The 23,312-nt window shown below is 56.6% G+C and carries 24 protein-coding genes and 1 pseudogene; 13 read left to right on the forward strand and 12 right to left on the reverse strand.

The features are described 5' to 3' along the window. Nucleotides 1–130: 130 nt before the first annotated feature. The 6 genes from HBH1_RS15685 to HBH1_RS15705 form a co-directional block, all read right to left on the reverse strand. Complete coding sequence (locus HBH1_RS15685) at nucleotides 131–8,692, reverse strand: glycoside hydrolase family 94 protein (RefSeq protein ID WP_102663508.1); 8,562 nt, start codon at nucleotides 8,690–8,692, stop codon at nucleotides 131–133. Between the two features lie 355 nt (nucleotides 8,693–9,047). Beyond that, the gene (locus tag HBH1_RS15690) at nucleotides 9,048–9,575 is read right to left on the reverse strand and encodes a hypothetical protein (RefSeq protein WP_102663509.1); all 528 of its coding nucleotides are present in this window, start codon (nucleotides 9,573–9,575) and stop codon (nucleotides 9,048–9,050) included. Between the two features lie 275 nt (nucleotides 9,576–9,850). Beyond that, complete coding sequence (locus HBH1_RS15695; protein WP_039874028.1) at nucleotides 9,851–10,048, reverse strand: hypothetical protein; 198 nt, start codon at nucleotides 10,046–10,048, stop codon at nucleotides 9,851–9,853. 75 nt (nucleotides 10,049–10,123) lie between these two features. Continuing rightward, nucleotides 10,124–10,363: a hypothetical protein gene (locus HBH1_RS24940; RefSeq protein ID WP_146012864.1), complete on the reverse strand. Its 240-nt coding sequence runs from the start codon at nucleotides 10,361–10,363 to the stop codon at nucleotides 10,124–10,126. Nucleotides 10,364–10,534: 171 nt separating this feature from the next. Beyond that, on the reverse strand, nucleotides 10,535–10,795 hold the full coding sequence (locus HBH1_RS24945) for a hypothetical protein (RefSeq protein ID WP_146012865.1): 261 nt from the start codon (nucleotides 10,793–10,795) through the stop codon (nucleotides 10,535–10,537). A gap of 1,290 nt (nucleotides 10,796–12,085) precedes the next feature. Beyond that, nucleotides 12,086–12,463, reverse strand: coding sequence for a response regulator (locus HBH1_RS15705; RefSeq protein ID WP_006461608.1), 378 nt, complete (start codon nucleotides 12,461–12,463; stop codon nucleotides 12,086–12,088). Nucleotides 12,464–13,261: 798 nt separating this feature from the next. On the opposite strand from HBH1_RS15705, the gene HBH1_RS15710 reads away from it, so the two are divergent. Beyond that, entirely contained in the window at nucleotides 13,262–13,585 is a 324-nt protein-coding gene (locus tag HBH1_RS15710) for a hypothetical protein (RefSeq protein WP_102663511.1), read from the forward strand. A gap of 55 nt (nucleotides 13,586–13,640) precedes the next feature. On the opposite strand, the gene arsH is transcribed toward HBH1_RS15710, so the two are convergent. From arsH to HBH1_RS15730, 4 genes are read right to left on the reverse strand one after another with little or no spacing between them, the layout of a single operon-like run. Continuing rightward, entirely contained in the window at nucleotides 13,641–14,363 is a 723-nt protein-coding gene (gene arsH / locus HBH1_RS15715) for an arsenical resistance protein ArsH (protein ID WP_102663512.1), read from the reverse strand. Next, nucleotides 14,344–14,772, reverse strand: coding sequence for an arsenate reductase (glutaredoxin) (gene arsC / locus HBH1_RS15720; RefSeq protein WP_102663513.1), 429 nt, complete (start codon nucleotides 14,770–14,772; stop codon nucleotides 14,344–14,346). The genes arsH and arsC overlap by 20 nt, the downstream gene beginning before the upstream one ends. Before the next feature lie 27 nt (nucleotides 14,773–14,799). Then, on the reverse strand, nucleotides 14,800–16,080 hold the full coding sequence (locus HBH1_RS15725; RefSeq protein WP_102663514.1) for an arsenic transporter: 1,281 nt from the start codon (nucleotides 16,078–16,080) through the stop codon (nucleotides 14,800–14,802). Between the two features lie 12 nt (nucleotides 16,081–16,092). Then, the gene (locus HBH1_RS15730) at nucleotides 16,093–16,428 is read right to left on the reverse strand and encodes an ArsR/SmtB family transcription factor (protein WP_199181600.1); all 336 of its coding nucleotides are present in this window, start codon (nucleotides 16,426–16,428) and stop codon (nucleotides 16,093–16,095) included. 48 nt (nucleotides 16,429–16,476) lie between these two features. On the opposite strand from HBH1_RS15730, the gene HBH1_RS15735 reads away from it, so the two are divergent. From HBH1_RS15735 to HBH1_RS25450, 3 genes and pseudogenes are all read left to right on the forward strand, one after another. Next, nucleotides 16,477–16,770, forward strand: a complete 294-nt coding sequence (locus HBH1_RS15735; RefSeq protein ID WP_102663516.1) for an Lrp/AsnC ligand binding domain-containing protein — start codon at nucleotides 16,477–16,479, stop codon at nucleotides 16,768–16,770. A 115-nt stretch (nucleotides 16,771–16,885) separates the two neighbouring features. Continuing rightward, complete coding sequence (locus HBH1_RS15740) at nucleotides 16,886–17,134, forward strand: DUF1272 domain-containing protein (protein WP_006461603.1); 249 nt, start codon at nucleotides 16,886–16,888, stop codon at nucleotides 17,132–17,134. Between the two features lie 161 nt (nucleotides 17,135–17,295). Continuing rightward, nucleotides 17,296–17,593: pseudogene (locus tag HBH1_RS25450) on the forward strand (transposase); the annotation flags it as partial. 184 nt (nucleotides 17,594–17,777) lie between these two features. Here HBH1_RS25450 and HBH1_RS24950 read toward each other — a convergent pair. Continuing rightward, complete coding sequence (locus HBH1_RS24950) at nucleotides 17,778–18,302, reverse strand: hypothetical protein (protein WP_146012866.1); 525 nt, start codon at nucleotides 18,300–18,302, stop codon at nucleotides 17,778–17,780. 69 nt (nucleotides 18,303–18,371) lie between these two features. Next, nucleotides 18,372–18,818 (reverse strand): helix-turn-helix domain-containing protein, encoded by a 447-nt coding sequence (locus HBH1_RS15745; RefSeq protein ID WP_102663517.1) that lies wholly within the window; start codon nucleotides 18,816–18,818, stop codon nucleotides 18,372–18,374. Between the two features lie 84 nt (nucleotides 18,819–18,902). Here HBH1_RS15745 and HBH1_RS15750 point away from each other — a divergent pair, with 84 nt between their 5' ends. The 9 genes from HBH1_RS15750 to HBH1_RS15785 all read left to right on the forward strand — a co-directional run bounded on the left by HBH1_RS15750 (nucleotide 18,903) and on the right by HBH1_RS15785 (nucleotide 23,104). Continuing rightward, complete coding sequence (locus tag HBH1_RS15750) at nucleotides 18,903–19,103, forward strand: hypothetical protein (protein ID WP_102663518.1); 201 nt, start codon at nucleotides 18,903–18,905, stop codon at nucleotides 19,101–19,103. A gap of 15 nt (nucleotides 19,104–19,118) precedes the next feature. After that, nucleotides 19,119–19,361 carry a hypothetical protein gene (locus HBH1_RS15755; protein ID WP_006461600.1) on the forward strand — a complete coding sequence of 81 codons (243 nt, stop codon included), beginning with the start codon at nucleotides 19,119–19,121 and terminating at the stop codon, nucleotides 19,359–19,361. After that, nucleotides 19,354–19,554 carry a hypothetical protein gene (locus HBH1_RS15760; protein ID WP_102663519.1) on the forward strand — a complete coding sequence of 67 codons (201 nt, stop codon included), beginning with the start codon at nucleotides 19,354–19,356 and terminating at the stop codon, nucleotides 19,552–19,554. The genes HBH1_RS15755 and HBH1_RS15760 overlap by 8 nt, the downstream gene beginning before the upstream one ends. Beyond that, nucleotides 19,545–19,790 carry an Ogr/Delta-like zinc finger protein gene (locus tag HBH1_RS15765; RefSeq protein ID WP_006461598.1) on the forward strand — a complete coding sequence of 82 codons (246 nt, stop codon included), beginning with the start codon at nucleotides 19,545–19,547 and terminating at the stop codon, nucleotides 19,788–19,790. Before HBH1_RS15760 ends, HBH1_RS15765 begins: the two co-directional genes overlap by 10 nt. A 104-nt stretch (nucleotides 19,791–19,894) precedes the next feature. Next, the gene (locus HBH1_RS15770; protein ID WP_102663520.1) at nucleotides 19,895–20,116 is read left to right on the forward strand and encodes a hypothetical protein; all 222 of its coding nucleotides are present in this window, start codon (nucleotides 19,895–19,897) and stop codon (nucleotides 20,114–20,116) included. 85 nt (nucleotides 20,117–20,201) lie between these two features. Beyond that, nucleotides 20,202–20,558, forward strand: a complete 357-nt coding sequence (locus HBH1_RS25220; RefSeq protein WP_233207622.1) for a hypothetical protein — start codon at nucleotides 20,202–20,204, stop codon at nucleotides 20,556–20,558. Next, nucleotides 20,548–22,599 carry a replication endonuclease gene (locus HBH1_RS15780; RefSeq protein WP_102663521.1) on the forward strand — a complete coding sequence of 684 codons (2,052 nt, stop codon included), beginning with the start codon at nucleotides 20,548–20,550 and terminating at the stop codon, nucleotides 22,597–22,599. The genes HBH1_RS25220 and HBH1_RS15780 overlap by 11 nt, the downstream gene beginning before the upstream one ends. After that, nucleotides 22,596–22,742, forward strand: coding sequence for a hypothetical protein (locus tag HBH1_RS25225; protein WP_008330650.1), 147 nt, complete (start codon nucleotides 22,596–22,598; stop codon nucleotides 22,740–22,742). Before HBH1_RS15780 ends, HBH1_RS25225 begins: the two co-directional genes overlap by 4 nt. After that, complete coding sequence (locus HBH1_RS15785) at nucleotides 22,739–23,104, forward strand: hypothetical protein (RefSeq protein ID WP_102663522.1); 366 nt, start codon at nucleotides 22,739–22,741, stop codon at nucleotides 23,102–23,104. Before HBH1_RS25225 ends, HBH1_RS15785 begins: the two co-directional genes overlap by 4 nt. Nucleotides 23,105–23,312: the final 208 nt, after the last annotated feature.

The following is a 23,312-nucleotide window of genomic DNA, read 5'->3' on the forward strand; positions in this document are numbered from 1 at the left end:
TTGTCGCATTTGGGAGGATGGTCCGTTACTAGTCAGAGAAAAAATACATGGACACCCGAAGGCGGTGAAGAATAAGTCGAAGCCGTTTTCTGCTGGCTTTCATTGCCGGGTCAGTGGGACAAGCATACCTTCACAACGTAGCCACCAGCCGGTGCTCACCCGGTGTGACGGGCACTCGCAATGCGCCACCATTGCAGGTGAGTGGCATGCCGTCCAGTTCAGCTGCCGAGATACCGGCGCAGCGCATCCCCGGCGATTCGACCTGGATGATGTAGCGTGCCGCACCCAAGACGATTTTTGCTTCAAAGCCAGGCCAACCGGCTGGAATACACGGATCGAGGATTAGCACCTCGCCTTCGCGGCGAATGCCTAGAATCCCCTCCATACCCGCACGGTGCATCCAGCCAGCGGCACCGGTGTACCAGGTCCAGCCGCCCCGGCCCTCGTGCGGCGATACCGAATACACATCGGCAGCCACCACGTACGGTTCCACGCGGTAGCGCGCCGTCTGAGCAGGTGTCCGAGCATGGTTGATAGGATTGACCAGAGCGAACAGGGCATGGGCGTGCGCTCCCGCCTGCGGGTCGCCGCGTAACTGCGTGAACGCTAGGATGGCCCACATGGCCGCGTGGCTGTATTGACCTCCATTCTCACGTAAGCCCGGCGGGTAACCCAAGATGTAGCCAGGATCGCTCTGTGTGTGGTCAAAAGGTGGGGTAAAGAGCAACGCCAGCCCCGCCTCTGGCAGCACCAGGTGCGAGCGCAGCGAGTCCATCGCCATCTGTGCGTGGTCAGGATCGGCGACTCCTGACAGTACGGCCCAGGATTGGGCGATCGAATCGATGCAGCATTCCTCGCTATGGCGGCTGCCCAGCCACGTGCCATCATCGAATATGGCGCGCCGATACCAGGCGCCGTCCCAGGCCTCGCGTTCCAACGAGGCCGTCACAGACTGGACATGGCCCCGCCAGCGCGCGGCGCGGGTGGGGTCGCGTGCCTCGGCCAGAGGAGCGAAGAGGATCAGCGTGCGTACCTGCAGCCAGCCGAGCCAAACGCTCTGACCCCGGCCTTCCTGGCCCACACGATTCATGCCATCGTTCCAATCGCCGGTCCCCATCAGCGGCAGCCCTAATTCGCCAGTGAGGTCGATACTCTGGTCCAATGCGCGCGCGCAGTGCTCAAACAGCGTTGTAGACGTGCCTGCGAGCATCGGTTGGAAAAAGGCATCATGTTCGCCTACCTGCAACGCGGGGCCTTCTAGGAAGGCGATGGATTCGTCAAGTACCGCTGTATCGCCCGAGACGACCACATAGCTGGCCGCGGCGAAAGCCAGCCAGATGCGGTCGTCCGAGATTCGCGTGCGCACGCCTTGGCCCGAATGCGGCAGCCACCAATGTTGCACGTCGCCTTCGAGGAACTGACGGCCTGCAGCGCGCAGCAAGTGTTGACGCGTTTCTTCAGGCCGCGCGAATGTGAGCGCCATGCCATCCTGCAGTTGGTCTCGAAAGCCGTAAGCACCGCTGGCCTGATAGAACGCCGAGCGGGCCCAGATGCGGCAGGCCAGCGTCTGGTAGAGAAGCCAACCGTTGAGCAGGATGTCCATCGCACGGTCTGGCGTGCGCACTTGCACGGCACCGAGCAGCCCTTCCCAATGGTCACGCACCCGCTGCAGTTCGGCTTCCAGATCAGTCTCACGCCAGCGCGCCGCTAGTTCTAAACTTTCCTGCGCGCTGCCGCATTGCCCGAGTAGAGCGATGATGTCTACCGACTCACCGGGCCGCAGCACCAGGCTACACTGCAGCGCAGCACAGGGATCCAGGCCCGCACCCACCGTACCGGACAGGGACGCGTGGCTCTGCAATGCAGCGGGTGCCGCCAGACTGCCGCGGTGGCCAAGGAATTCTGTACGGTCAGCGGTCCAAGTGGTCTGCAGACCCGCGAGATCGGCGAAAGCGACTCTACCCGGAAAGGCTGTGCTCCAGGGATTGCGCGCCAGCAGCACGCCGCTGGCTGCATCGATCTCGGTAAGGATGAAGGGTGCGCAAACCGCACGCGAGGCGCCCAACACCCATTCTGCATAGGCCGTGACGGATAGGCGCCGCGTCTGTGGGCTGAGATTGTGTAAGGTGAGGCGCGACACCTTAATTGGGTCGTCCAGTGGCACGAACTGCAGCAGTCCAAGCGCGATACCGTGCGCCTCGTGCGTGAAGCGGCTATAGCCATGACCGTGGCGTGCAACGTAGGTACCGCCGTCGCGGATTGGCTGCGCTGTAGGGCTCCAGAGCTCGCCGCTCGACTCGTCTCGTACGAAAAACGCCTCGCCGGTCGGATCGATCACTGGATCGTTGGACCATGGGGTAAGTTGATTCTCACGGCTGTTACCGGCCCAAGTACTTGCGCTGCCATCGGCCGAGACCTGGAATCCGAAGGCAGGGTTGGCGATGACGTTGATCCAGGGGGCGGGGGTGGTCTGTCCGTCGGTGAGTACGGTGACGTATTCGCGACCGCCCTGATCGAAGCCACCGAGTCCGTTGAAGAACTCCAGCCGCACCGTTTCTGTGCTCTGCCCCTGCCTCGTCAGGTTGGAAGATTGGGTATAGGTAGCTAATTCGAGTCCTGCACTTGCGTAGTGCACCGTCTCCGGCAGGAGACCGATTTGCCGAGCGATGTCGCCCCGACGCGCTAGCAGCAGCACGCGGGCTGCTGAATGCAGCAAGGCCCGGGCTGACACATCCATCAGATCTGCGCGCAATGTATGGACCACCCCCTGGGCTATCGTCTCGCCGTGTGGTCGAAGGGGCGACTGGCTCCGGCGCACGGCCGTTTCGATAGCGGACTGCAGATCCTGCACATAAGAGGAAGCTCGCTCATTAACGATCACCAGATCGACGCTCAGCCCCTTCATTCGCCAGTACTCATGCGCACGAAGTAGTTGGCGCACCTGAGCAATATCCTCGATGTCATCGATTCGCAACACCACGATTGGCAAGTCGCCGGAGATCGAGTGCCGCCACAAACCCCACTGCGGGCCTGCACCACGAGCGATCTCCTCGGCCGGTGGGCGGAAGCGTGTATCCGCATAGAGGATAGGTGCCGCCAGCCGCTGGAAGTCTGCGGCTTCGTCGGCTTCGACGCCGATGTGTCGCAACTGTACCTGGGCCTGAGTCCAGGCCAAGGTCCGAGCACGCTCGAAGGCGCTACGGTCATGGTGCTGGTCCACCAATTCCAGTAGCGCTTCGCGAGTAGGCGCCACCAGCGTCCAGAAGGCCAGGCGCGCCATACGACCGGGCGCGATACGCACGCGGTGTCGCACCGAGAAAACCGGATCGAGTACCGTACCGGCCGTACCAGACAGCATGGCTCCGTCCGCCATGGCTTGCGCCGTGGCGGATGTACGACCTCGGCCCAGGAACCGTGCCCGGTCGGATTCGTACTGCACGGGTGCCGTGACGATGCCTTCGACCACGGCGAAGTGTGCGGCCCAGATCCGCTGCTCGTGCGGCCCGCGAGGGCGTCGCGTAGCGATCAGGGCACCGAACTCTGGGAGATATTCAGTCTGCACGAACATCTTGGAGAAGGCCGGATGGGCGTCATCACTCGCGGGCGACGCCAACACCACCTCAGAGTAGGAGGTGAGTTCGATTTCACGAGTCTTGCGGCCTGTATTGACGACTGTGACGCGGCGTACCTCGCCGTCAACTTCGGCGGACACCAGCACCTCCATTGTGGTCGTCAGGCTGCCGTCGTGCCGCGTAAAGGCGGCGTGGTCCTCGGCGAAGACTACCTCGTAGCTATCGGGTGACACGGCCAGCGGCTGCGCCGCAGCGGACCATATCTGACCGGTATCCGTGTCACGTAGATAGATGTAGGCGCCCCAGTCGTCGCGGGTCGCGTCTTCGCGCCAGCGCGTCACAGCCAACTCACGCCAGCGGCTGTAGCCAGCACCCGCTGCGGTGAGCATAACGGCATAACGCCCGTTGGACAGCAGGTGCGTAGCAGGGGCCGGCGTAACAGACGGGTCTATGTGCCGTACCGCGTGTAAGTCACCATGTGGATTGGTTGCGCCAGACAGCACCTCTTCAGCGCGCGCACGCGCCACAGAGACGAGGCGCGGCATACGCTCGTGCAGCAGCAATTCGCAGGCCTGGATCATCGGTTCACGATGGAAGCGTTCCCGCATGCGAGCGCCCTGGAGCGTATTGGCGATTGCGACAAGTGTCATGCCCTGGTGATGCGCCATAAAGCTGCGTACGATGGCGACCTGCGACCCGCCGGGCAGGCGGGCACGGGTGAAGTCGAGCGCCTCGTAAAAGCCATAGCGCCCGAGCGCACCAAGCGTCTGCAGGTACTCAAAGTTGCGTTGTGCGAGCGGTGCATCGACCATGGTAGCGAGACCGGTCGCGTAAGGCGCGATCACCAGATCCTGAGCCAGCCCGCGTTTTAGGCCCAGGCCTGGCACGCCAAAGTTGGAGTACTGGTAAGTAAATTCCAGGTCGCGAGCGTTGTACGCCGACTCGGAGATGCCCCACGGCACGCTCATCCGCCGACCGTAGGCCATCTGGTGCTGCACGATCAGGCGATTGGTCTGCTCCAGTAGGCTACCTGCCGGTGCGCGCATCACCAGCGAGGGCATCAGATACTCGAACATCGACCCTGACCAAGATACCAGGGCCGATCCACGTCCTACGGGGATGGCTGTCCGATCCAAGCGGAACCAGTGGCGCGTGGATACGTCGCCCTTGGCGATTGAGAAGAGGCTGGCTAGTCGCGCCTCAGAGGCTAGTAGGTCGTAGCAGTTGGGATCGAGCACGTTCTCCACTGCGGCATAACCTATGGAAAGCAGTTTGCGTTCAGGATCCAGCAAGAAGGCGAAGTCCATCCCTAGCGCTAGCGCACGCGCCTGTTGCGCCAACGCCTGCCAGCGGGCATCGATAGCATTCGCCGCGACGCCGAATGACTTGGCGTCGCGTGCCTGTTGCTCGATCCGCCCTTGCAGCGCATTGGTCCAGAATAGAAGATCGTCACCTTCCGCTTGTATTGCCGGGACCAGTGCCTGCGCTTCTTCTGCCGCCTTATCGGCCAGGCGCTGAAATACCGGAAGTGACATGCTGGCAGGATCGTGGAACCCTGCCTCGATCTCGGCAAAGACGCTCAGCAGCCGCTGTCCCTGTGCCCCTTGGGTCGACGGTTTAGCAGACGCCGACTCCCGGGCTAGCGCGAGTGCGTCGCTCGCACCCTCCGTCCAATCCGTCGACAGCGACGCACCCATCCATTCTTCGCAGGCATTAGCTAGTACGATCAAGTGGCCGGCGAGGTTACCGCTGTCCACAGACGACACATACGCCGGTGCAAGCACCTGGTTCGTGCGCGTGTCATACCAGTTGTAGAAATGGCCTCGGAACCTTTCCAATGTCTGCAAGCTGACGAAAGCCGCTTCCAGACGCTCGCAAGTCTGCAGGGCACCAGCCCAGCCAAAATCGCGGGCCGCCACCGTCGACAGCAAGTACAAGCCTATGTTGGTGGGCGAGGTGCGGTGAGCGATCACTGGCTTCGGATCTTCCTGAAAATTGTCCGGTGGAAGCATGTGCTCAGCCGGCGTCACGAAGGTTTCGAAAAAACGCCAAGTGCGACGTGCTGTAAGGCGCAGAGCCAAGGTATCTGTGAATTCGGGCGCACCGGATGTCACGATCGGCGGGCGGCGGCTGACGCGCCAGGCCAAGACCGGCGCTGCGACCCAGAGCGCCGACAGCGGCAACACAATTGCGCATGCTGCAGGAAAGAACACGCTAACGCCCACGGCGAATACTAGGGCTAACAGCACGCCACCGGCCATCTGGCCATAGAAGCCAGCTATACCGGGGCGCGGGCGAGCGGCGGACTGGGCTGCGGTTGTCCATTCCAGCAGATGCCGATGCGTCGCGTAGAGTCTGATCAGGGTACGCGTGATAGCATCCATCGTGCGCCAGGTCTGATCCGGAAGCAGAGCTAGCGTCCAGAGTGTCTGCATTACGGCTAACCGAAGATCGCTGGCCAACCGGCGTAGTTGGCTACCCAGCCCGATGCCCGCGCGCGTTGGCGCTAGTCCGGAGATGTGGGGCAGAAAGAACGGCACCGCCAGTGCCAGTACCAGCATCCCCATGGCTTGTAATGATTGAGGCCAGGGCAACCAAGCGCACAGCGCTAGAGCCAGTAGGCTCGTGGGCGCCAGCAGGGAGCGCCGCAAGTTGTCGATCATTTTCCAGCGGCCCACTGGCGGTAGGGTCGCACCTGAATGGCGTCGCCCGAGTATCCAGGGCAGGAGTTGCCAGTCGCCGCGCGTCCAGCGGTGTTGGCGCCTGGCAGCGACGTCGTAGCGGGCAGGGAATTCTTCGACCACTTCGACGTCCGAGGCAAGCCCCGCGCGAGCGAACACGCCTTCGAACAGGTCGTGGCTAAGCATCGTGTTCTCAGGAATACGCCCAGCAAGCGCTGCCTCGAAGGCATCGACGTCGTAGATGCCTTTACCGGTGTAGGATCCCTCACCGAAAAGGTCCTGGTAAACGTCAGACACGGCGGATGCGTAGGGGTCCATGCCACCCGAACCGGCCGAAATGCACTGATAGAGCGATCCCTCGCGGCCCAATGGCAGTGTTGGTGTCACGCGTGGCTGCAAGATGGCGTAACCGCCCACCACACGCTGTTCGGCATTGTTCCAGCGCACACAGTTCAAGGGGTGAGCCATCTTGCCGATCAGGCGCAGCGCTGCGTCACGGGGCAGTCGGGTATCGGCGTCCAACGTGATGACGTAGCGCACTCTGGCAAGGATCTCGGGTTGATGAGCTTTGTCGGCAGCACCACCCAGCGACATAAAACTGGTGTCAGTTGCGCCGCGCAATAATCGATTGAGTTCATGGAGCTTTCCACGCTTTCGCTCCCATCCCATCCATCGGTTTTCACTTGCGTTGAATCGGCGCTGCCGGTGCAACAGGTAAAAGCGCTTACCACCTGGGGCTGGTCCATACCGTTGGTTAAGTGCGTCGATGGCGTCCTGCGCAATGCCAATCAGGTAGGCGTCACCGTCTAGCACTTCCGAATCTGCATCAAGGCCGTCCGATAGCAGAGCAAAAGATAGGTCACCACCGGCACCAGACAGATGGTGAACTTCAAGGCTCTCGATATGCCGGCGCAGTTCCGCCTCACCGGAGAGCAGCGTGGGCACGACAACTAGTGTGCGCAAATGGGTTGGAACCCCGTCGGCCAGCGCCAAAGCCGGGAGCGTCACTGCGCCAGCGCGGGACGCAATTGCGCGCTGGACCAGCGCTGTGGCTACCTCGGTCGCGGGAATGAATGCGGCCATCGCGAGCACCACCAGCAGCCCTGTGGGAGCTATCGCCAAGCTGCCGATGCCAAACATGGCCCAGAACGCGAGACCCAGCAGCATGGCCGCAAGCGCGAGGATGGCGGTCACGTATCCGCTAAGCCCGACGCGGACACTAAAACGGTCGATGCGAAGAACCAGTGGCGGCCGGAATCCGATGGCATGCTCTAATTCGCTGCGTCCCTCGGCGATCAGGTAATGACCGGGATCTATCCTGCTGGAGTTCTGGACGAGAAGCTCGGGCGACTTCGGCGAAGCCGCCTGCGCCAACGCCAACGCTCGCTCAACAATAGCGAGTTCGGATAACGGTGATCCCCGAGCCAGTTGCTCGATCGCCGTACGGTAGCGATTGCGTGTGGGGAAATCCATCTCCGCGAAGGTGCTGCTAGCGCGCAGACGCGTGTCCACTAAGCTAGTGCTCTCGAACATATCTGCCCAGTCGATGTCAGACATCAGGCGCATGCTGGTGATGACGTTGCGCACCGAGACGTTGGAGGCACCCTGACGCTGCTGTGCATGCAGGATAGCCTGGTCAGCATCCGTGCCCTGGTCACGCAGCCGCTCATCCAGCCACTGTAGGGCAGGCGTGACGCGCGGGTCCTGGTCGCGCAGACGCTTGGCGAGCTGTGCCGCGAAAAGTTCGGACACAGGGTTGCTCGCGCGCGTGGCGATATCTTGGTTCAACGCGGCATAGGCTGCGCCCGGTTCCAGCAAGCGGTCGGCGAGCCTTTGGGCATCGGCGCGCGCCGCGCGTCCGACAGTGATCTGATCGGCCAATCGGCGCAAGTTCTCCACCAGCACGATACGTAGGGTGATCGCCACAGCCCATAGTTCGCTGATGTCCAGTGGTTGGACCTCCTGGTAGGCTGCAATAAAGCGGCGGAGGACGGCAGGATCGAAGTGGCTGTCGGTGTGGGCGACGAATGCCCACGCAATTCCGAAGACGCGTGGATAGCCCGCCAACGGACCATCTGCCAGCTTGGGCAACTGCTTATAGTAGCCGGGCGGTAGGTCAGTGCGAATCTCGCGCACCTGCGCTTCAACAACGTGATAGTTATCCAGCAGCCATTCAGCGGCCGGGACTACACGGCGTCCAGCAGCCACTTCTGCGGCACCTGCGCGATAGGCCAGCAGCAGATCAACGGCGTTTTCGCGCAACCGATTGTGCAACGACCGAACCCGAGGTGGATGGATGCTAACTAACTGAGCCGTCGCGAGGCTGCGCGCGTGCTGCTCTAGGCGCTCGATGCCGAACAGTTCCTCGCGCACAGGTGCGGTATCGGCCCACGGATCTGGGGCGGAGCGTTGGGACGTAAATTGAAAAAATCGGCGCATGTTGGCCTTTCAGGGCACCGCAGGGAGAGACGCCCCGCGATAAACCCGCTGTGAAGAAGCAAGGCCGTATAGCCCCAGAGGCAAAGGCTAGGCGATGTGGCCCAGCGGTTGTCAGGATTTTTATGATTAAGAATCGTTTTCACTACAGTCCTTGATGAGCGCGCTGCACCGGGACTGCTGGCACTGGTTTTTTCTTAGGTTTTTTCGGTTCTCGGTTGCCGCGCTTTTGCTCTTTTTCTGCCATGGGAAACTCCTACTATTGGGATATCGGCCCGCTATCACGGGCAAGGTGCACAACCATTCAACACAAATGGCTGGCGTGTGCATCAGGAAAGGGCCTGGATCAGCGATTCACTTACACATCGAGATGATCATCCAGCGGGGTTATCGCAAACAATTGTCCTTTCCACGGTTCAATCGAATCATCGAAAATTGAAATCGACATTTCCTTTGCGCCAGTAGATTCACGAATAAATTGAGCTATTGCTTTTCGACAGACGATAATCTGACTTTCTAGATTGATAGGTGCGTTTCGAATTTGAAACTCTGTTCGTGTACGGCTGCTTCCTAAACCACTAGTTACTTCAATAACCTCGATCTTCCCAATCCGCAGCCATACGAAGCCAGCCTCATGGCCTCTATCTTCGAAATGAAATCGCATGTCAAACTCCTCATTTAAAAAGGCCGCAACTGCGGCCCCTTTAATAAATTGGACTGCCTGCCCACACACAACATTACCGCGAGCGATCAGCCTTCTCAGTCTCTCTCGTGTAGTTCCTGCGATAGATGTCACCCCCTTCATAGCGGCGTGGGCCAGCGTCACTTTGCTGATCAGCTTGCTCTTGCTTTGCCTTCTCGCCATCGCGTGAAGAATAGCGACCATCGTTAGATTTCGACGTCTTCTCCTTGTGGGGAGTAAATCCTTGCTGCTCCAGTCGATGAGAGCCTTGGGTCTTATTGAAGTTTGACACGATCATTCCTTCGTATCGCGGTCAGGTTAAGGATTCAATGGAACAGGCCGCGATGTCCGTTGTCGCGATATTTGATCGCGAAAATCATTCAATTAAAATGCTGTCCGTCCATATTAATGAATGAAAAATGACGTGAAAGACAAGGGCAACAATTGAGGCTCTCTGTCCGACGGATAACGTACGAGATCTAGTCCTCTTGAATCGCTAGTCCTTCCGACTCAGCTGCTAAGATTGCTTGTTGATCTCGAACAGCGTCCGCTCCGAAGATTTGGCTGGCAGCCAATTTCTCATCATTTCTCGTCGACAAGTCCGCCTCAACACCTTTTTCTGGTGAGGAAACAGTCTTTATGAAAGAAAACTCACGCCACCGGTTTACCTTGCTCATAACTTCTCCTACTAACAGGGATATCGCACTGGACTCAGGCGATACCATCAAAGGTTTCAAAGGCGCGTACAACTACTATGCATGCAAAAGCGGCTTCAGATTAAAACGGGTAATTACCGCTTCGCACATGTTGACGCCCTGCTCAAGCAATACCGCTTCCGCGCGGTAAACTCCTGCGAGATTCTTCTTTGAAAAAATCTGATGATCGCGTCGTTGAATCGAAATGCTATTCATTTGCCACCCATCTGAGTGGTGCGAATATCTGAGCTCGTAGGAAAAGTTTCCGGAGCCGTCTACAGTTTGAAAAATGGACATAGGAATCCTGAGTTAGGGTGGCATTTCTGGCGATCTTTTCGGCGACCTGGGATAGTATTTTTATTCGAATTACCCTGAAAGTTCGCAAGCCGATATTCGGCATCGATCAATTTTTTTCCATGCCTAACCCTTACTTAGTCCACGGATTCTTTACAGCCAACTTTTGCAAGATCAGTCGCGGGAACCTGCTTTTTTCACCAATGTAAGGTGGTCTTTATTAGGCTTTTCATATAGCCCTTTAGAGACTTCATGCTGCTGAGGTTGGGAACCATTACTTCCGACATCATTAGCCGGTTTACGAATGCGATCCTCGCCCCCACCTACTTGCTCTTGATTCGGTTTATGCCCTTGATGCTGCTGCGGATGTCCGCGTGGCGACAAATGTTCCCGGTCTTCGTTTCTTTGATCCATGGGTAGTTTGGTATCTGACATATTCGTCCTTTGTGTATTGTCTATGTATAAGATTTTCAGGTCTGGGAAGATCCTCCGCATGGGCCGCCCATCAGTTCGATGGCTCCCAAAAAATAGGTGTCAAAACCCGATATTTCATTTCAATTTCTCAGCTATTTTTTAATCTTTACTGACGTGACCCGTCGAAAGCTATTCGGACTCATTGGCCACCCTAACTTCTTTTCACGAAAGCTCAGCGCCTTTGCACTAAGAGTTGTGGAATCTTTGATCTCGCTATTTTCAAAATAACAGTCGCCGTGTTCTCGTCGATGCTTATCTATTGCTGCCACAATTTCGTCACTGTTAAAGCGGCCATTAGAGTAATTTCGCATTTCTGCCTCCAGGCAGGAAGAGGTGAATGAAATAAGACGATCGATGCCTTCGCTCAACTTCAAGAAAGTTTTGGCGAGCGCCAAACTTCTGGCCCCAAGCAAGGTGGCGACACCAAATTCGGAATACTAAAACCGGTTTGCGGACGATGTATATGCGCACTTTCGCGCTCTAGTCCTCAGACGAAATGGGAGGCCTTGGGTTACAAAGGTCGTTTGTCTTTCCACGACTACGCGCGAGGTCCTCAAGAACTTGCTGAATGCATTCGATATCCGCAAGCTGCCCCGAATAGTCTACATAGAGAGCACTTCCCGCAACCAGAAAATTTTGGTGATCGGGAACCGGCTCCGCCATTCGAAGGCGATTCATCTTGTTCATATGATTCTCCAATGGGAAAGATAGCAAAGCATCTCAACGGAGGGACTCAATGAACTGAAGAGGCGGCAGAGTCGGGATGGGGGAAACGAATCAAGCGAGTTGCTTTTTACCTGGCCTTGATTCGCAAAGGGATGCACAGACCTTACTCCCATTACTTCTCTAAAACGGAAATGCACCTCATTTATTTTTCTATCGGTGGAGTCATGGTGATAGCGTCGAGACACGCGTCCTGTCCAATTATTTTCCCGACGCAGTAAAGGGCGCAGAAAGCGTGTTCAAATGGCACCTCTCAATAGGAGATCTAATGAAGAAGCGATTTAACGAAAGCACTGCCAGCCTCAAAGAGCTAACAACAACTATGCCGATGAGCTCAACGGTTCACGCAGAAATTGTACGAAGGAGGGTTGTTATTAGACGGCTCGTCGAAGACGCAAGAGAAGAAACGAAGCTAAGACGAAGTGATCTCACGTAATTTTTAGGGCCAATCTTCGATTTTTTACCGTCGGGCCCCGAGGACCTATGCAACGATAACAGAAACTAAAAGTGAGCTATATGGAATCGCTTCTACTGAACAGCTTTAACGGTCGAGACCACTTCATCGAAGAGGCAGGGTTTTACAAGCAACGCGTCAAAAACCTCCAATGCTTTCCAAGAGTTTTTCAAAGGGGTCGCACTCAGGAGAACAATCGGAATGGAAGAAAATCGCGGGTTATTTTTGAGTAAGGTCGCCAACTCTAACCCATCCATGATCGGCATTCGCAAATCTGTCAAAACAACGTTCACAGAATCATCAGACCCCATCATTAGGTCATAGGCTTCTCGACCGTTTGTAGCTTCCAGAACGCGGTAACCCTCATTTTTAAACACCTCTGAAAAGATGGTCCGAACATCGACATTGTCCTCGACAAGTAATATTGTGCGCCCTCGAAACAGTCCGCCCATGCCCCTCCCAAATAGTGGCCATGGGTCCAGAGTCGGATATCAGAGGGCTGCAAATAGTATGAGAAAAAATCTGCCTTATGAACATCAGGCAATTCGCTAAAGCGGAGAATCTATCTCCGACAGACACGTAGGATTAATGGAAGAAGCTCAGTGGGGAGCGCATCAAATAGCAATAACCTAGAAATGATGTCCCGTTAAATGCGTGCGCAGAAGTAGTTGCGCTTTCTCAGGCCTAGAGGATTATCAGCTGCTACAACCTGAAAAGGATCGGAGCCACACGTAGTAATTCATCGCGGCAGCGTAAGAGCTCCCCGGGCTTCGGCTATCGGCGTATGTCCGACTCACTAGCCTGGGCGATTCTCGATTGCGACGGCTCAGACAGCTCCTAATCGGCTGCAACTTTTCCCGCCACATTAGCATCTGGTGACCGCGCTCAATTGCCCCTTGTTCGAGTGTTCTTCATTCTCGCCCGCTGCATTTTCCTGGACGCGCTCCTTGGTCGTGATCGTTATGTGCCATTTTTCTGCACTCATATGGCGGGCTGCGTCAGATGCTTTACTGTCTATGCAGCACCCATTTCCGACAAGCAAAATAGTCACGAATACACTGCCAATAACCGATAATGAGGCAAACATTAAGCAAACGACATCTACCTCCAGGCATCGTTTGGTAGTCAAAAAACGGCCAGTCAGCTAGAAAATAGGACATGGGGGAATCCGCCTTAGATTACCCATAGCGGCTTTGCATTGGAGGCTACGGCTTATCGCCCAGAAGCGGGCTATGTGACGAGGATATTAGATGAGCGCGAAATACATCAAACAAGAAATGGAGAAACAACTTGAGTCCGCACGAGATGCTGTGGTGGATGAAGTGAGTTTCATCAATTTTCTGAATGTACTCTCCGCAGACTGGTTCGCAGAAACTGAATTACACGCGGCTTTACTTCCATCACCATACTCTTCGGGTATATTGGGCTGGAAGAACGGCAATATCGGTGCATTTCTAAATGCCTCCGTTCGTTGGGTGGAGAATTCAAGAAATGGTCCCCATTTCTACGAAGTTTCAATAAATCCCTGGCGTAAGGTTGCCGATATCCTGTTAATGGGGAAGACTTACGAATAGGATGGAATATCTTCTCCCAGCCAAGAGTAGGCATTCTGCAATGGTGAAACGCCAGCTACAATTTGTCTTGGTTCATACGCTTTTCCAACTCTGCCGCAGCTTCCCTCCGTTCGCTATAGCGATCGGTCAGATATTGTGAGATATCCCTGGTCAGCAGGGTGAACTTGATCAGCTCCTCCATTACGTCGACGACTCTTTCGTAGTAGGGCGAGGCTTTCATCCTGCCTGCGTCATCAAACTCTTGGTACGCTTTGGCGACCGAAGACTGGTTTGGAATCGTCAGCATCCGCATCCAACGGCCGAGCACACGCATCTGATTAACCGCATTGAAAGACTGCGAGCCGCCCGATACTTCCATGACGGCGAGAGTCTTTCCCTGAGTGGGGCGAATCGCCCCTTGCGACAACGGAATCCAGTCGATCTGGGCTTTCATGATGCCGGTCATGGCGCCGTGGCGTTCGGGTGAGCACCAGACCATCCCCTCGGACCAGTTGGCCAGGTCGCGCAACTCTACAACTTTCGGGTGCGTATCCGGCTCGCTGTCCGGTAAAGGCAGACCACGCGGATCGAAAACCTTGACCTCACTGCCAAATGCCTCCAGTAGGCGGGCCGCCTCCATCGTCAACAGTCGGCTATATGAGCGCTCTCTGACGGAGCCGTAAAGCAGGAGGAAGCGCGGCCGATGGCTAGATACGCCGAGTCCTTTGAAATCGCTAGTCGCCGGGACTTGAAACTCGCCTGCCGCGATGTTCGGCAGATCACTGAGCCGGTGCGACACGTTGCCCCTCCGCGTTCACTACGACTTCACCATCCTCCTTTGTGAATGTGCCCTGCTGCGGATTGGAGAGGATATCCAGCACCAACTCCGACGGGCGGCACAAGCGAGTACCGTTGGTTGTCACCACAAACGGCCGGTTGATCAGGATGGGGTGCGCCAGCATGGCATTCAGCAGTTGGTCGTCCGTGAGATTGAGCTTATCCAGGCCCAGCTCCGCGTAGGGCGTGCCCTTTTGGCGAATCGCCTCGCGTACGGTCAGGCCGGCATCTTTGATCATCTTTGCCAGTTGCTCCCGGCTTGGCGGATGCTGCAGATATTCAATGACAGTTGGCTCTTCCCCGCTATTGCGGATCATGGCCAGAGTGTTACGGGATGTACCGCAAGCAGGATTGTGAAAGATGGTGGTCATGGCGTTTCCAGGGTGATGTGTCAGGTTCTATTGGAGGCGGATCGCCAGCGCTGCGAGCGTGACCAGCAGCACTGGCATCGTGAGTACAGCACCGACGCGGAAGTAGTATCCCCACGAGATGTGGAGTTTCTTTTGGTCCAGCACGTGGAGCCAAAGCAAGGTCGCCAAGCTACCGATTGGCGTGATCTTCGGCCCGAGATCGCAGCCGATCACGTTGGCGTAGACCATGGCTTCGCGTACCGTGCCATGCGCCGTTGCGGCGTCTATGGATAGTGCACCGACCAGCACGGTCGGCATGTTGTTCATGATGGAAGACAGAATTGCCGTCAGGAAGCCAGTCCCGAGTGTTGCGATCCAGAGTCCATGCTCCGCCAGACCATTCAGTACCTGTGTCAGCAGATTCGTCAGGCCCGCGTTACGCAGGCCATAGATCACCAGGTACATGCCCAATGAGAAGAAGACGATCTGCCATGGTGCGCCCTTGATCACATCTCTCGTCGCGATCACATGCCCCCGCGCGGCCACGGTAAAAAGAATCAACGCACCGGCGGCTGCTACCACGCTGATGGGAACACCCAGGCCTTCTAGCAAGAAGAAGCCTAAGAGGAGCAGCACAAGCACCCACCAACCAGCCGTAAAAGTGGCCTTGTCGCGTATAGCCGCAGCCGGCGCTGCTAGCTGCGAAAGGTCGTAGTTCTTTGGAATATCCTTGCGGAAGAAGATAGCGAGCGCCAGGAGCGTAGCGGCTACCGCGGCCAGGTCGACCGGAATCATGACACCGGCATACTGAGCAAAGCTAAGCTTGAAGTAGTCCGCCGAAACGATGTTGACCAGGTTCGACACCACCAGCGGCAAGCTGGCTGTATCCGCAACGAAGCCCGCCGCCATGACGAATGCCAGGGTCGCTTGCGGCGAGAACCGCAGCGCCTGAAGCATAGCGATGACGATGGGCGTCAAGATCAGAGCGGCACCGTCATTGGCAAAGATCGTCGATACTGTGGCACCCAGCAGCACCAACAATACGAACAGGCAGTGGCCGTTACCTTTTCCCCAGCGAGCCACATGAAGCGCCGCCCATTCAAAAAAACCAGCCTTGTCCAGCAGCAGGCTGATGATGATGATGGAAATGAAGGTCGCAGTGGCATTCCAGACGATGTGCCAAACCGTTGGAATATCAGCCCAATGGATTACGCCCAAGGGCAACGCCACGGCTGCGCCCCCGCAAGCGCTCCAACCGATGCCCAGACCCCGGGGCTGCCAAATGACCAGCACCAAGGTAATCAGGAAAATGAAAAACGCTACCAGCATGCTTACTCCGCCTCAAGTAGCAGCAGCTGATGGTGGACAGCATGCACTAACTGGAGAGCAGGGATTGCCACCGCAGCAGTTCTCGGTGAGAAAGCCGAGAACCTCGTTCATGACGTCGTAATTGGCGGCATAGATGACGAAACGCCCCTCCTGCCGCGACGTCACCAGGCCTGCGTGTGACAGCTCCTTCATGTGAAAGGACAGCGACGATGGTGCGATGTCCAGCACCTCGCCAATCTTGCTCGCTGCACAGCCGTTCGGCCCGACCTGAACCAGATGGCGAAAGATGCCCAGACGCGACTCTTGGGCCAACGCGCTAAGCGCGGCGATAACGGATTTTGTTTCCATGGCCTGCCTCATTAATTCAATATTTCAATTATTATTGAAATGATAGGCATGTGCAATAAAATTTTCCGCACCAAACCAATATCCGCTGCTGCAAAAATCTGCCACTCAGGCCTGTGGAAGACGCACGCGGAGATCAAACGCTGCCTGATTACCTTCGTGACAATGCCCGAGATTATTGATGCCCACCGCATCACCGGAGAAGATTGCTTTCTTGTTCGGATCCCGGTTGAAGAGATGGCGCAGCTGGAAGCCGCTATCGACACCTTGGCAAAGTTTGGGCCCGTTACTACTTCAGTAATTTTGGCAAGTTACCCATCGAAAGCTATTGTCGCGAGAACTTGAATCTGATTTATCATCGGGTCTGTGATAACTATGATCCAAGTCCTCAGCAGATCTTCGTCTACGCTCTTGAGATATTCTATTCGGCCAAAAAAAGTTGTTCCGCAACGGAGAAAAAATGCTTGAATTACGACCCAGCTGTGAATGCTGCGATAAAGACCTCCCGCCAGAATCGACTGAGGCAAGGATTTGTTCCTTCGAGTGCACCTTCTGTACTGATTGCACTATCGATATATTGAAAGGCAGTTGCCCTAATTGCGGCGGCGAACTGGTCGCACGTCCTCGAAGGCCCGTGGAAAAGCTCGTGAATAGTCCGGCAACGACTGAGCGAGTGTTCAAGCAAGGCGGTTGTAAAGGGAGTGCTTAAAGGTACGCGACAAGCCGCTCTGCGTAGATTCTGGACGGCTGTGACCGTTCCCACCACGGCAACCTGCTATGTTGACCAAAATAGCCAGGCTTGACTGACCTGAGACGATTTTTCTAATCACCGATACTTGCGTTATCTATGCTAACGCCAAGGAAAACTCACTGAAGAATGCATTTACGGACGAACAGATCATCAGCATCTTGAAGGAAGCCAAGAGCAGATGGATTCCGACAGTAGATCTGTGGCAAACGGCACAACATTACGGAGCACGCCTTTTACCGCTGCAGAAATAAGTTTTGCGGTATAGATGTCTCGCGTGCGTGGTGACTCAGAAATCTAGAATCCGAAAACGACAAGCTTAAACGCTTAGTAACCGAGCAGTTGCTGCTAATGGCTTGAAGTGGGCAAACCGAAAATGATGGCCACCGCGGTCGGCACGAAGCGTTAGAAGGCCTTACATGACGGGAGCTATCGCAGCACAAGGCATGTCGTTATTTGGACTTGAGCCGACGGGTGGCGGAAGAACAATACAGGCACTACCTCGAAATGCACTGACATCAACATTACCGCAGGAACAGCTACCAAAATTAAAGTCGCTAGTAACTATAAAAACGATAAGGCTCTCACCAGTACTCAGTCAAAACTACATTTGAGCTGGCATCTTGTAGAGCAGCCATCCGCATAACAGCGCGAGCGCAAAAGCCAAAGCTCTCAGCGAGATTACCTCCCTTTGAGCACGTCCGAAAGATGCACCCTTTTCAATGCAAGCCGGACATCCAAGTTGATGTTGCATTCTTTCACTGTGTGCTTTCACCACCTCTGGTACCGCAACCGGACTTGCTTTGGCAGAACCAGCCGAAATCCATTCCTCTAGCGTTTCTTTCACGGTCGAATAATGCTCAATCGGGAGCTCGCGGAAATATCGAATTCCAAAGTCTTTCATGAAGACCTTATAAATTTCGACTTCCTTTTCACCGGAAATGGCAGACCATTCTTTAACTAATACGTTGATTCTTTTCCGCTGGAATTCAGTGATCCTTGGAGGATCTTCCGCGTCTATTACCTCACTCGAATTCCGAGTACCAATGTTCGTTGGGCCACTGATACTATGCACATTCCCATTGATGAGCTGAGAAACGTTTCCGCGAATATTAATTTTCCCTACCATTACCACCCTACTTCGTAAAAATAACCCTCAACCCAGCCATCTATCACATTGAAGAGGCACTGTTCTATTTCATGACTTTTTCTTAGACGGGGCTTTGACCATCCGAGGTCCCACTACCTTCTTAAAGGTCTCACCGTGGATTTGTTGTCCGACGCCACCGTGAATGGTTATGTTGGATCGATTTTTTGGAGCGGAAGGAGGTGTATCAGCGTCGCTCGCTCCTTCGACCACGCCAAGAACGCGCGCCTTGGCGCGAAGATCAAGTTTTCGATAGCCGTCTAAAAGCTCTTCCTCATCGTCCGAAAGTGATCCAACGGACAACTTTCCAGTAAACAGAAAAAGCACGTCAATTCCTGCGTCGGATAACCGCTGCAGGTAATCGGAATCAGGTTTTCTTGAGCCGTTCTCATAGTTGAGCTGAGTATCTCGAGTGACGCCGCCAAGCTGTGCAAACTTGTCTTGGTTTAGCCCCAAACGCTTCCGCTCGCCTTTAAGCCGGGTTTTGAAATCTTCCATACGACCACAAATATGTTTGACATGTAGGCGTTCGCCCACTATATTTACGTCATTGCTAAGTGACGTGTACAACGATTATCCCATATGCCTACCCTCTCCAAGCACGTATGCCGCCCGCACACCGATACTTCGGTGGCCGTTACCTTCCGCCTTGAAGCTGATGAAGAAGAACGACTGGCTGAGCTGGCCCGCCAGGATCTGCGCACACGCTCGTCCTTTGTGCGCCTGCTGATATTGCGCGGCATGGCCGCCTACGACAAAGACGTCAAGGCCGGACGGGCTTGAACATCGGAGACCGCCATGTACGACGATCCCCGTAAAATCCGTCACCGCCGCATCGTTGTGCGCGTCAACGACGACAACTACGACATCATGAAAGCCCTGGCGCAGTACCAAGGCGAAAACCTGGCCACCTTGGCCCATGATCTGCTGATGCATCAGGCCATCGCCCTGGCGCAATCCTATTCGATGCCGATCTTATCCGAGCAGAACGTGCAAGCCAAGGCGCTCACGAGCCACTTTTCAGTGCCTCGCAATGCCTGATATCGAATTACCGTTGACCCATCCTGCGTTAGTCGAAGCCCTGGAAGTGATCATGAATCGTGAGGGCTTCGACACGATTGAACAAGCAGCCGAGTTCGTCATGGCCCAATCTGTTCGAGAAGGTATCAAACGTATTACAGGCAAGGGGCGTGCACTCTATGCCATCAAGGGAAAGAAAACAACATGCGTGTAATCAGCCTGCCGTGCCCTCATTGCCAAAGCGCTGTACGTGCAGCCAAAAGCCGGACCATGTCTACGCTGATGAAGGAAATCACCTATCGATGCCAAAACGTCGATTGCGGCCATACCTTCGTGGCCACGCTGGAGATTTCTCGTACCGTGTCCATGTCCGCGATGCCCAATCCCGAGGTGAGCCTTCCTATCTCGCCCCGTGCGTACCTTGCACCCCAAGGAACAGGCGCTGCCTGACTTGCTGGTGACCGCCTAGCCGGTCACTGAACCCCAAATTGACTAAGACCTGTCGTGCGCCGCTTGGCGCACGCGGGATTCGCTCACCCTAAAGAAACCTCACCATGGCTCTCGATCAGCAACCGGCCGTCCTTGCCCTCGCCTCGCTGCGGCTTCGCCTGGGCGACGACATCAAAGAATTTCAGTGCGCCCAGCGCATGCTGATGCGCAAAGCCGTGCTGCAGGACGAACTGCAGTGGAATGTGATCTGGCAAGGGAAGAGCGTTATTTCAGCTCGCCTCGTCCAGCGCTTGCAGCGCCTCGGTGGCCTGATGGGAGCATGGTAATGCGTACTGTGATCGCTCATGGCATCGCTGTGCTGTTGCTGCTTGCTCCCTCACTTCTGGCGGCTCTCGGGCTGGTGAAAGGGTAATGATGCGCGGTGCACGAATCAAGGACCATGCGTCATTCCGTCCGGCATCAGACCTGCTGCGCGAGCGCGCGGCATGGGTGCCCACGCCTCCGGGTAATGAAGCTGCCAAGGCCGAACTAGAGAAATCCATTTCTCTACTGCGCAACCGGCGGCGGCCCAATCTCCAAACCGGGATTGCCTATTCCTGGGCAGCGATGCCCAAGCCAGTGCGTCGCCACATCCTCGCTCTGGCGGGATTCTCGGCGGATCGCTGGGAATGCCCTATTCACTCCTTCACCGAAGCTGAACGCCTGGCCATGCGCCATGCCGTGCTGCGTGCCATTACGACGTATGAAAGAGCCCTCAATGCAGTCTAGAACAGTGGATGCGAAGACACGACGTCGCCATCGGGCTTTCGTCGAGTCGCAGCAGTTTGCCGGGGAGCTGGCACGTATTCCGCTGAAGTGGCGCGGACGTGTCGTGAGCCAGGCGCTGGAACTGATGTCGGTATGGCACTGGAACAAGATTTTTGAGCCGGTCGCCGTTCAGTTCGTCCGCGAATTCGCTGAGCAGTATGTGCCTGCCGGCGTGGATCTGTCGCAGGATGATGCCGATATTTGCGCTACGGCCGAGAAAGTCGCCGAGAACGTCAAGAAGATCTTGTGGAAGGCGATTTCTGACACCCACGCACGCGACCTCATCGAACAAGAATGCAGCGACTACGGCATTGATATGCCGGAAGTCGACGATGATGACCTGAGCGCCATCATTGCGCGTGTGGTGGATCCGCGCTGGTGGCGCAGGCAATTGCGCAAGGTGGTCGGCCGTGCCTTTGAGGGTGGCAATATTCGCTTGGGCTATGTGCACTATCACGGCGAGCCCTATGCCAGTAATGACGCCGTACTGTCGCGCCTGGCACAGAACCGGAGAAATGCCGCCGCTCTGGAAGCGACGATTGTGCGCAATGAGGCCGGCCAAGAATTCAGCATTGCTGAGCTGGCCGAGAAGACGACTGCCAATAAGACCATCCGTCGCGGCGAACTCATGCTGCGCATCAATGGTTTCGAGACCATCGCAAAGGAGTGCAACGATCAGGGCCTGTTCCTCACTTGGTCTTGCCCATCGCGCTTCCATGCGACGCTGCATACGGGTAAGCCGAATCCGAAGTATGACGGTTCGGACCCGCGCACGGCCAATCGATACCTGGGCAAGATGACTGCGCTGGCGCGTTCGGCGCTGGCCCGTCGCGGTATCGGCCTGTACGGCTTCCGTATTGCCGAACCGCATCACGATGGATGCCCGCACTGGCACATGCTGGTGTTCGTGCGCGCACTGCAGGATTACACCACGCCGCACGTCAAGGACGTGGCCAGCCGCGCTATCCGCGTCATGAAGAGATACGCCTGGCGCGTGGATCGCGGCGAGCCTGGCGCATTCAAGCGCCGCCTGGATGTGAAGCGTATTGACTGGTCAAAAGGCAGTGCTGCGGGCTATATAGCTAAGTACGTGGCCAAGAACATCGATGGCGTCGCCGACCACAAGACCAAAGAAGGCTATCTCATCACTACCGATATGGCGGGGGACCGTGAGCTGACGCCCTCGGCCCGTGTGGAAGCCTGGGCGGCTCGCTGGGGTATTCGCCAGTTCCAGCAATGGGGTGGCGCACCGATCAGCGTCTGGCGCGAACTGCGCCGAGTGCCGGCAGACATGGTCAAACAGGCTCCTCCGGCTATGGCCGCTGCATGGGATGCGGTGCAAAAGGTCGAGGGTGAGAAGCGTGCATGCTGGGCGAGCTACCTACGTGCGCAGGGCGGCGCGCTGGTGAAGCGTGACGATCTCATGGTCACGCTTGCGAAGGAAACCAAGACTGTGTCCGGCCGCTATGAAGAGTGCGAACGTGTCATGCCCTATGGCGTGCAATGCCGCCAGATGGCCGGGGTAGTCTTTAAATCCGTTCGGCATACATGGACGCCAGTTCAAGGGCACGACGCCCGCACATCGGCGGGTTCGGGGTTCCCTTGGACTCGTGTAAATAACTGTACGCAGCCCGCCGCACCTGACTTTGCGGCCGATGTCTCCTTCGAACCGAAGACGGCGCCAGCGCCGGTCATGTTCAAGCCCGACCAGGCCGCGCAGATTGATCAGGCCTGGCTTTCCCTCGGCGCATGCCCCTGGCCCCGGCCGGCGGTCGATGACAGGCCAGCGTGGGCAGCACCGGCTATGACGGCAGAAGAACAGCGCCAGGCCCTTGCCTCATGGGATGCCATCAAGGCATGTCCATGGCCACGCATGGTGCCGCTGCCGGACAAGTCACCGCGTCACGGGACGCCGCGCCAGGTCACGGACTGGCGCGCTGGCCGGCTCGACGTGACAGAACTATCGATAGATCCCAACCCAACGAAAGGGAACGCCCCATGACCGCGTTTCGTGTCGTCGTGCGCACTGCTAGCGCACGCCATTCCTACACCGCCATCGCAGCACATAGCTGCGACGTGATCGCCGCCGCCGTCGATCGCTTTGGCGTGTGTTCTGTAACGGCCACCAAGGAGAAGAAGCAATGAATGCACCCGTGAAATTTGATGTGATCGCCGCTACCATCGCCCACCCGCGCGACTTCGTGCTACAGCCTCCGCAATCCCTGGACCGCATCACGTTTAGCACTCCCGACGACGGCGTGCTGGCTGGATACGTGTCGGTGATCCGTCAGCACCTGGGCAATGGGGAACGATTTGCCTGGGTGGAGCTGGATAACGAACTGGCAGGCCAATTCCGTGGTGTGCCACTGGCCGACATCATCGGCTGCGACGACGCTGGTGCGATCCGGCGCCACGCTACTGATGATAGCTGCATACGTCATCTTTGCCTGAGCGACTACAGCAGCCGGCTGCGCCGTGAAATCGGGCGTGGGGAACCGCGGTCATGAGTGATCTTTTTCTTGATGATGCAAGCTTGGATCGTCTGACCGGTATTCGGCGCGGCACAACCCGTGCCGGCGTCAAGCAATCAAAGTACCAGCTCCAGGCCGCGTTCCTACGAGAAGTTGGCATTCCATTTATCTCGAATGCTCGCGGTCAACCGGTGGTACTAGTGTCGGCGGTAGAATCCCGCCGCACAGCCGAAGCACCGCGAAC

It is taken from the genome of Herbaspirillum sp. BH-1 (genome assembly GCF_002870055.1).
Lineage (GTDB): Bacteria > Pseudomonadota > Gammaproteobacteria > Burkholderiales > Burkholderiaceae_D > Herbaspirillum > Herbaspirillum frisingense.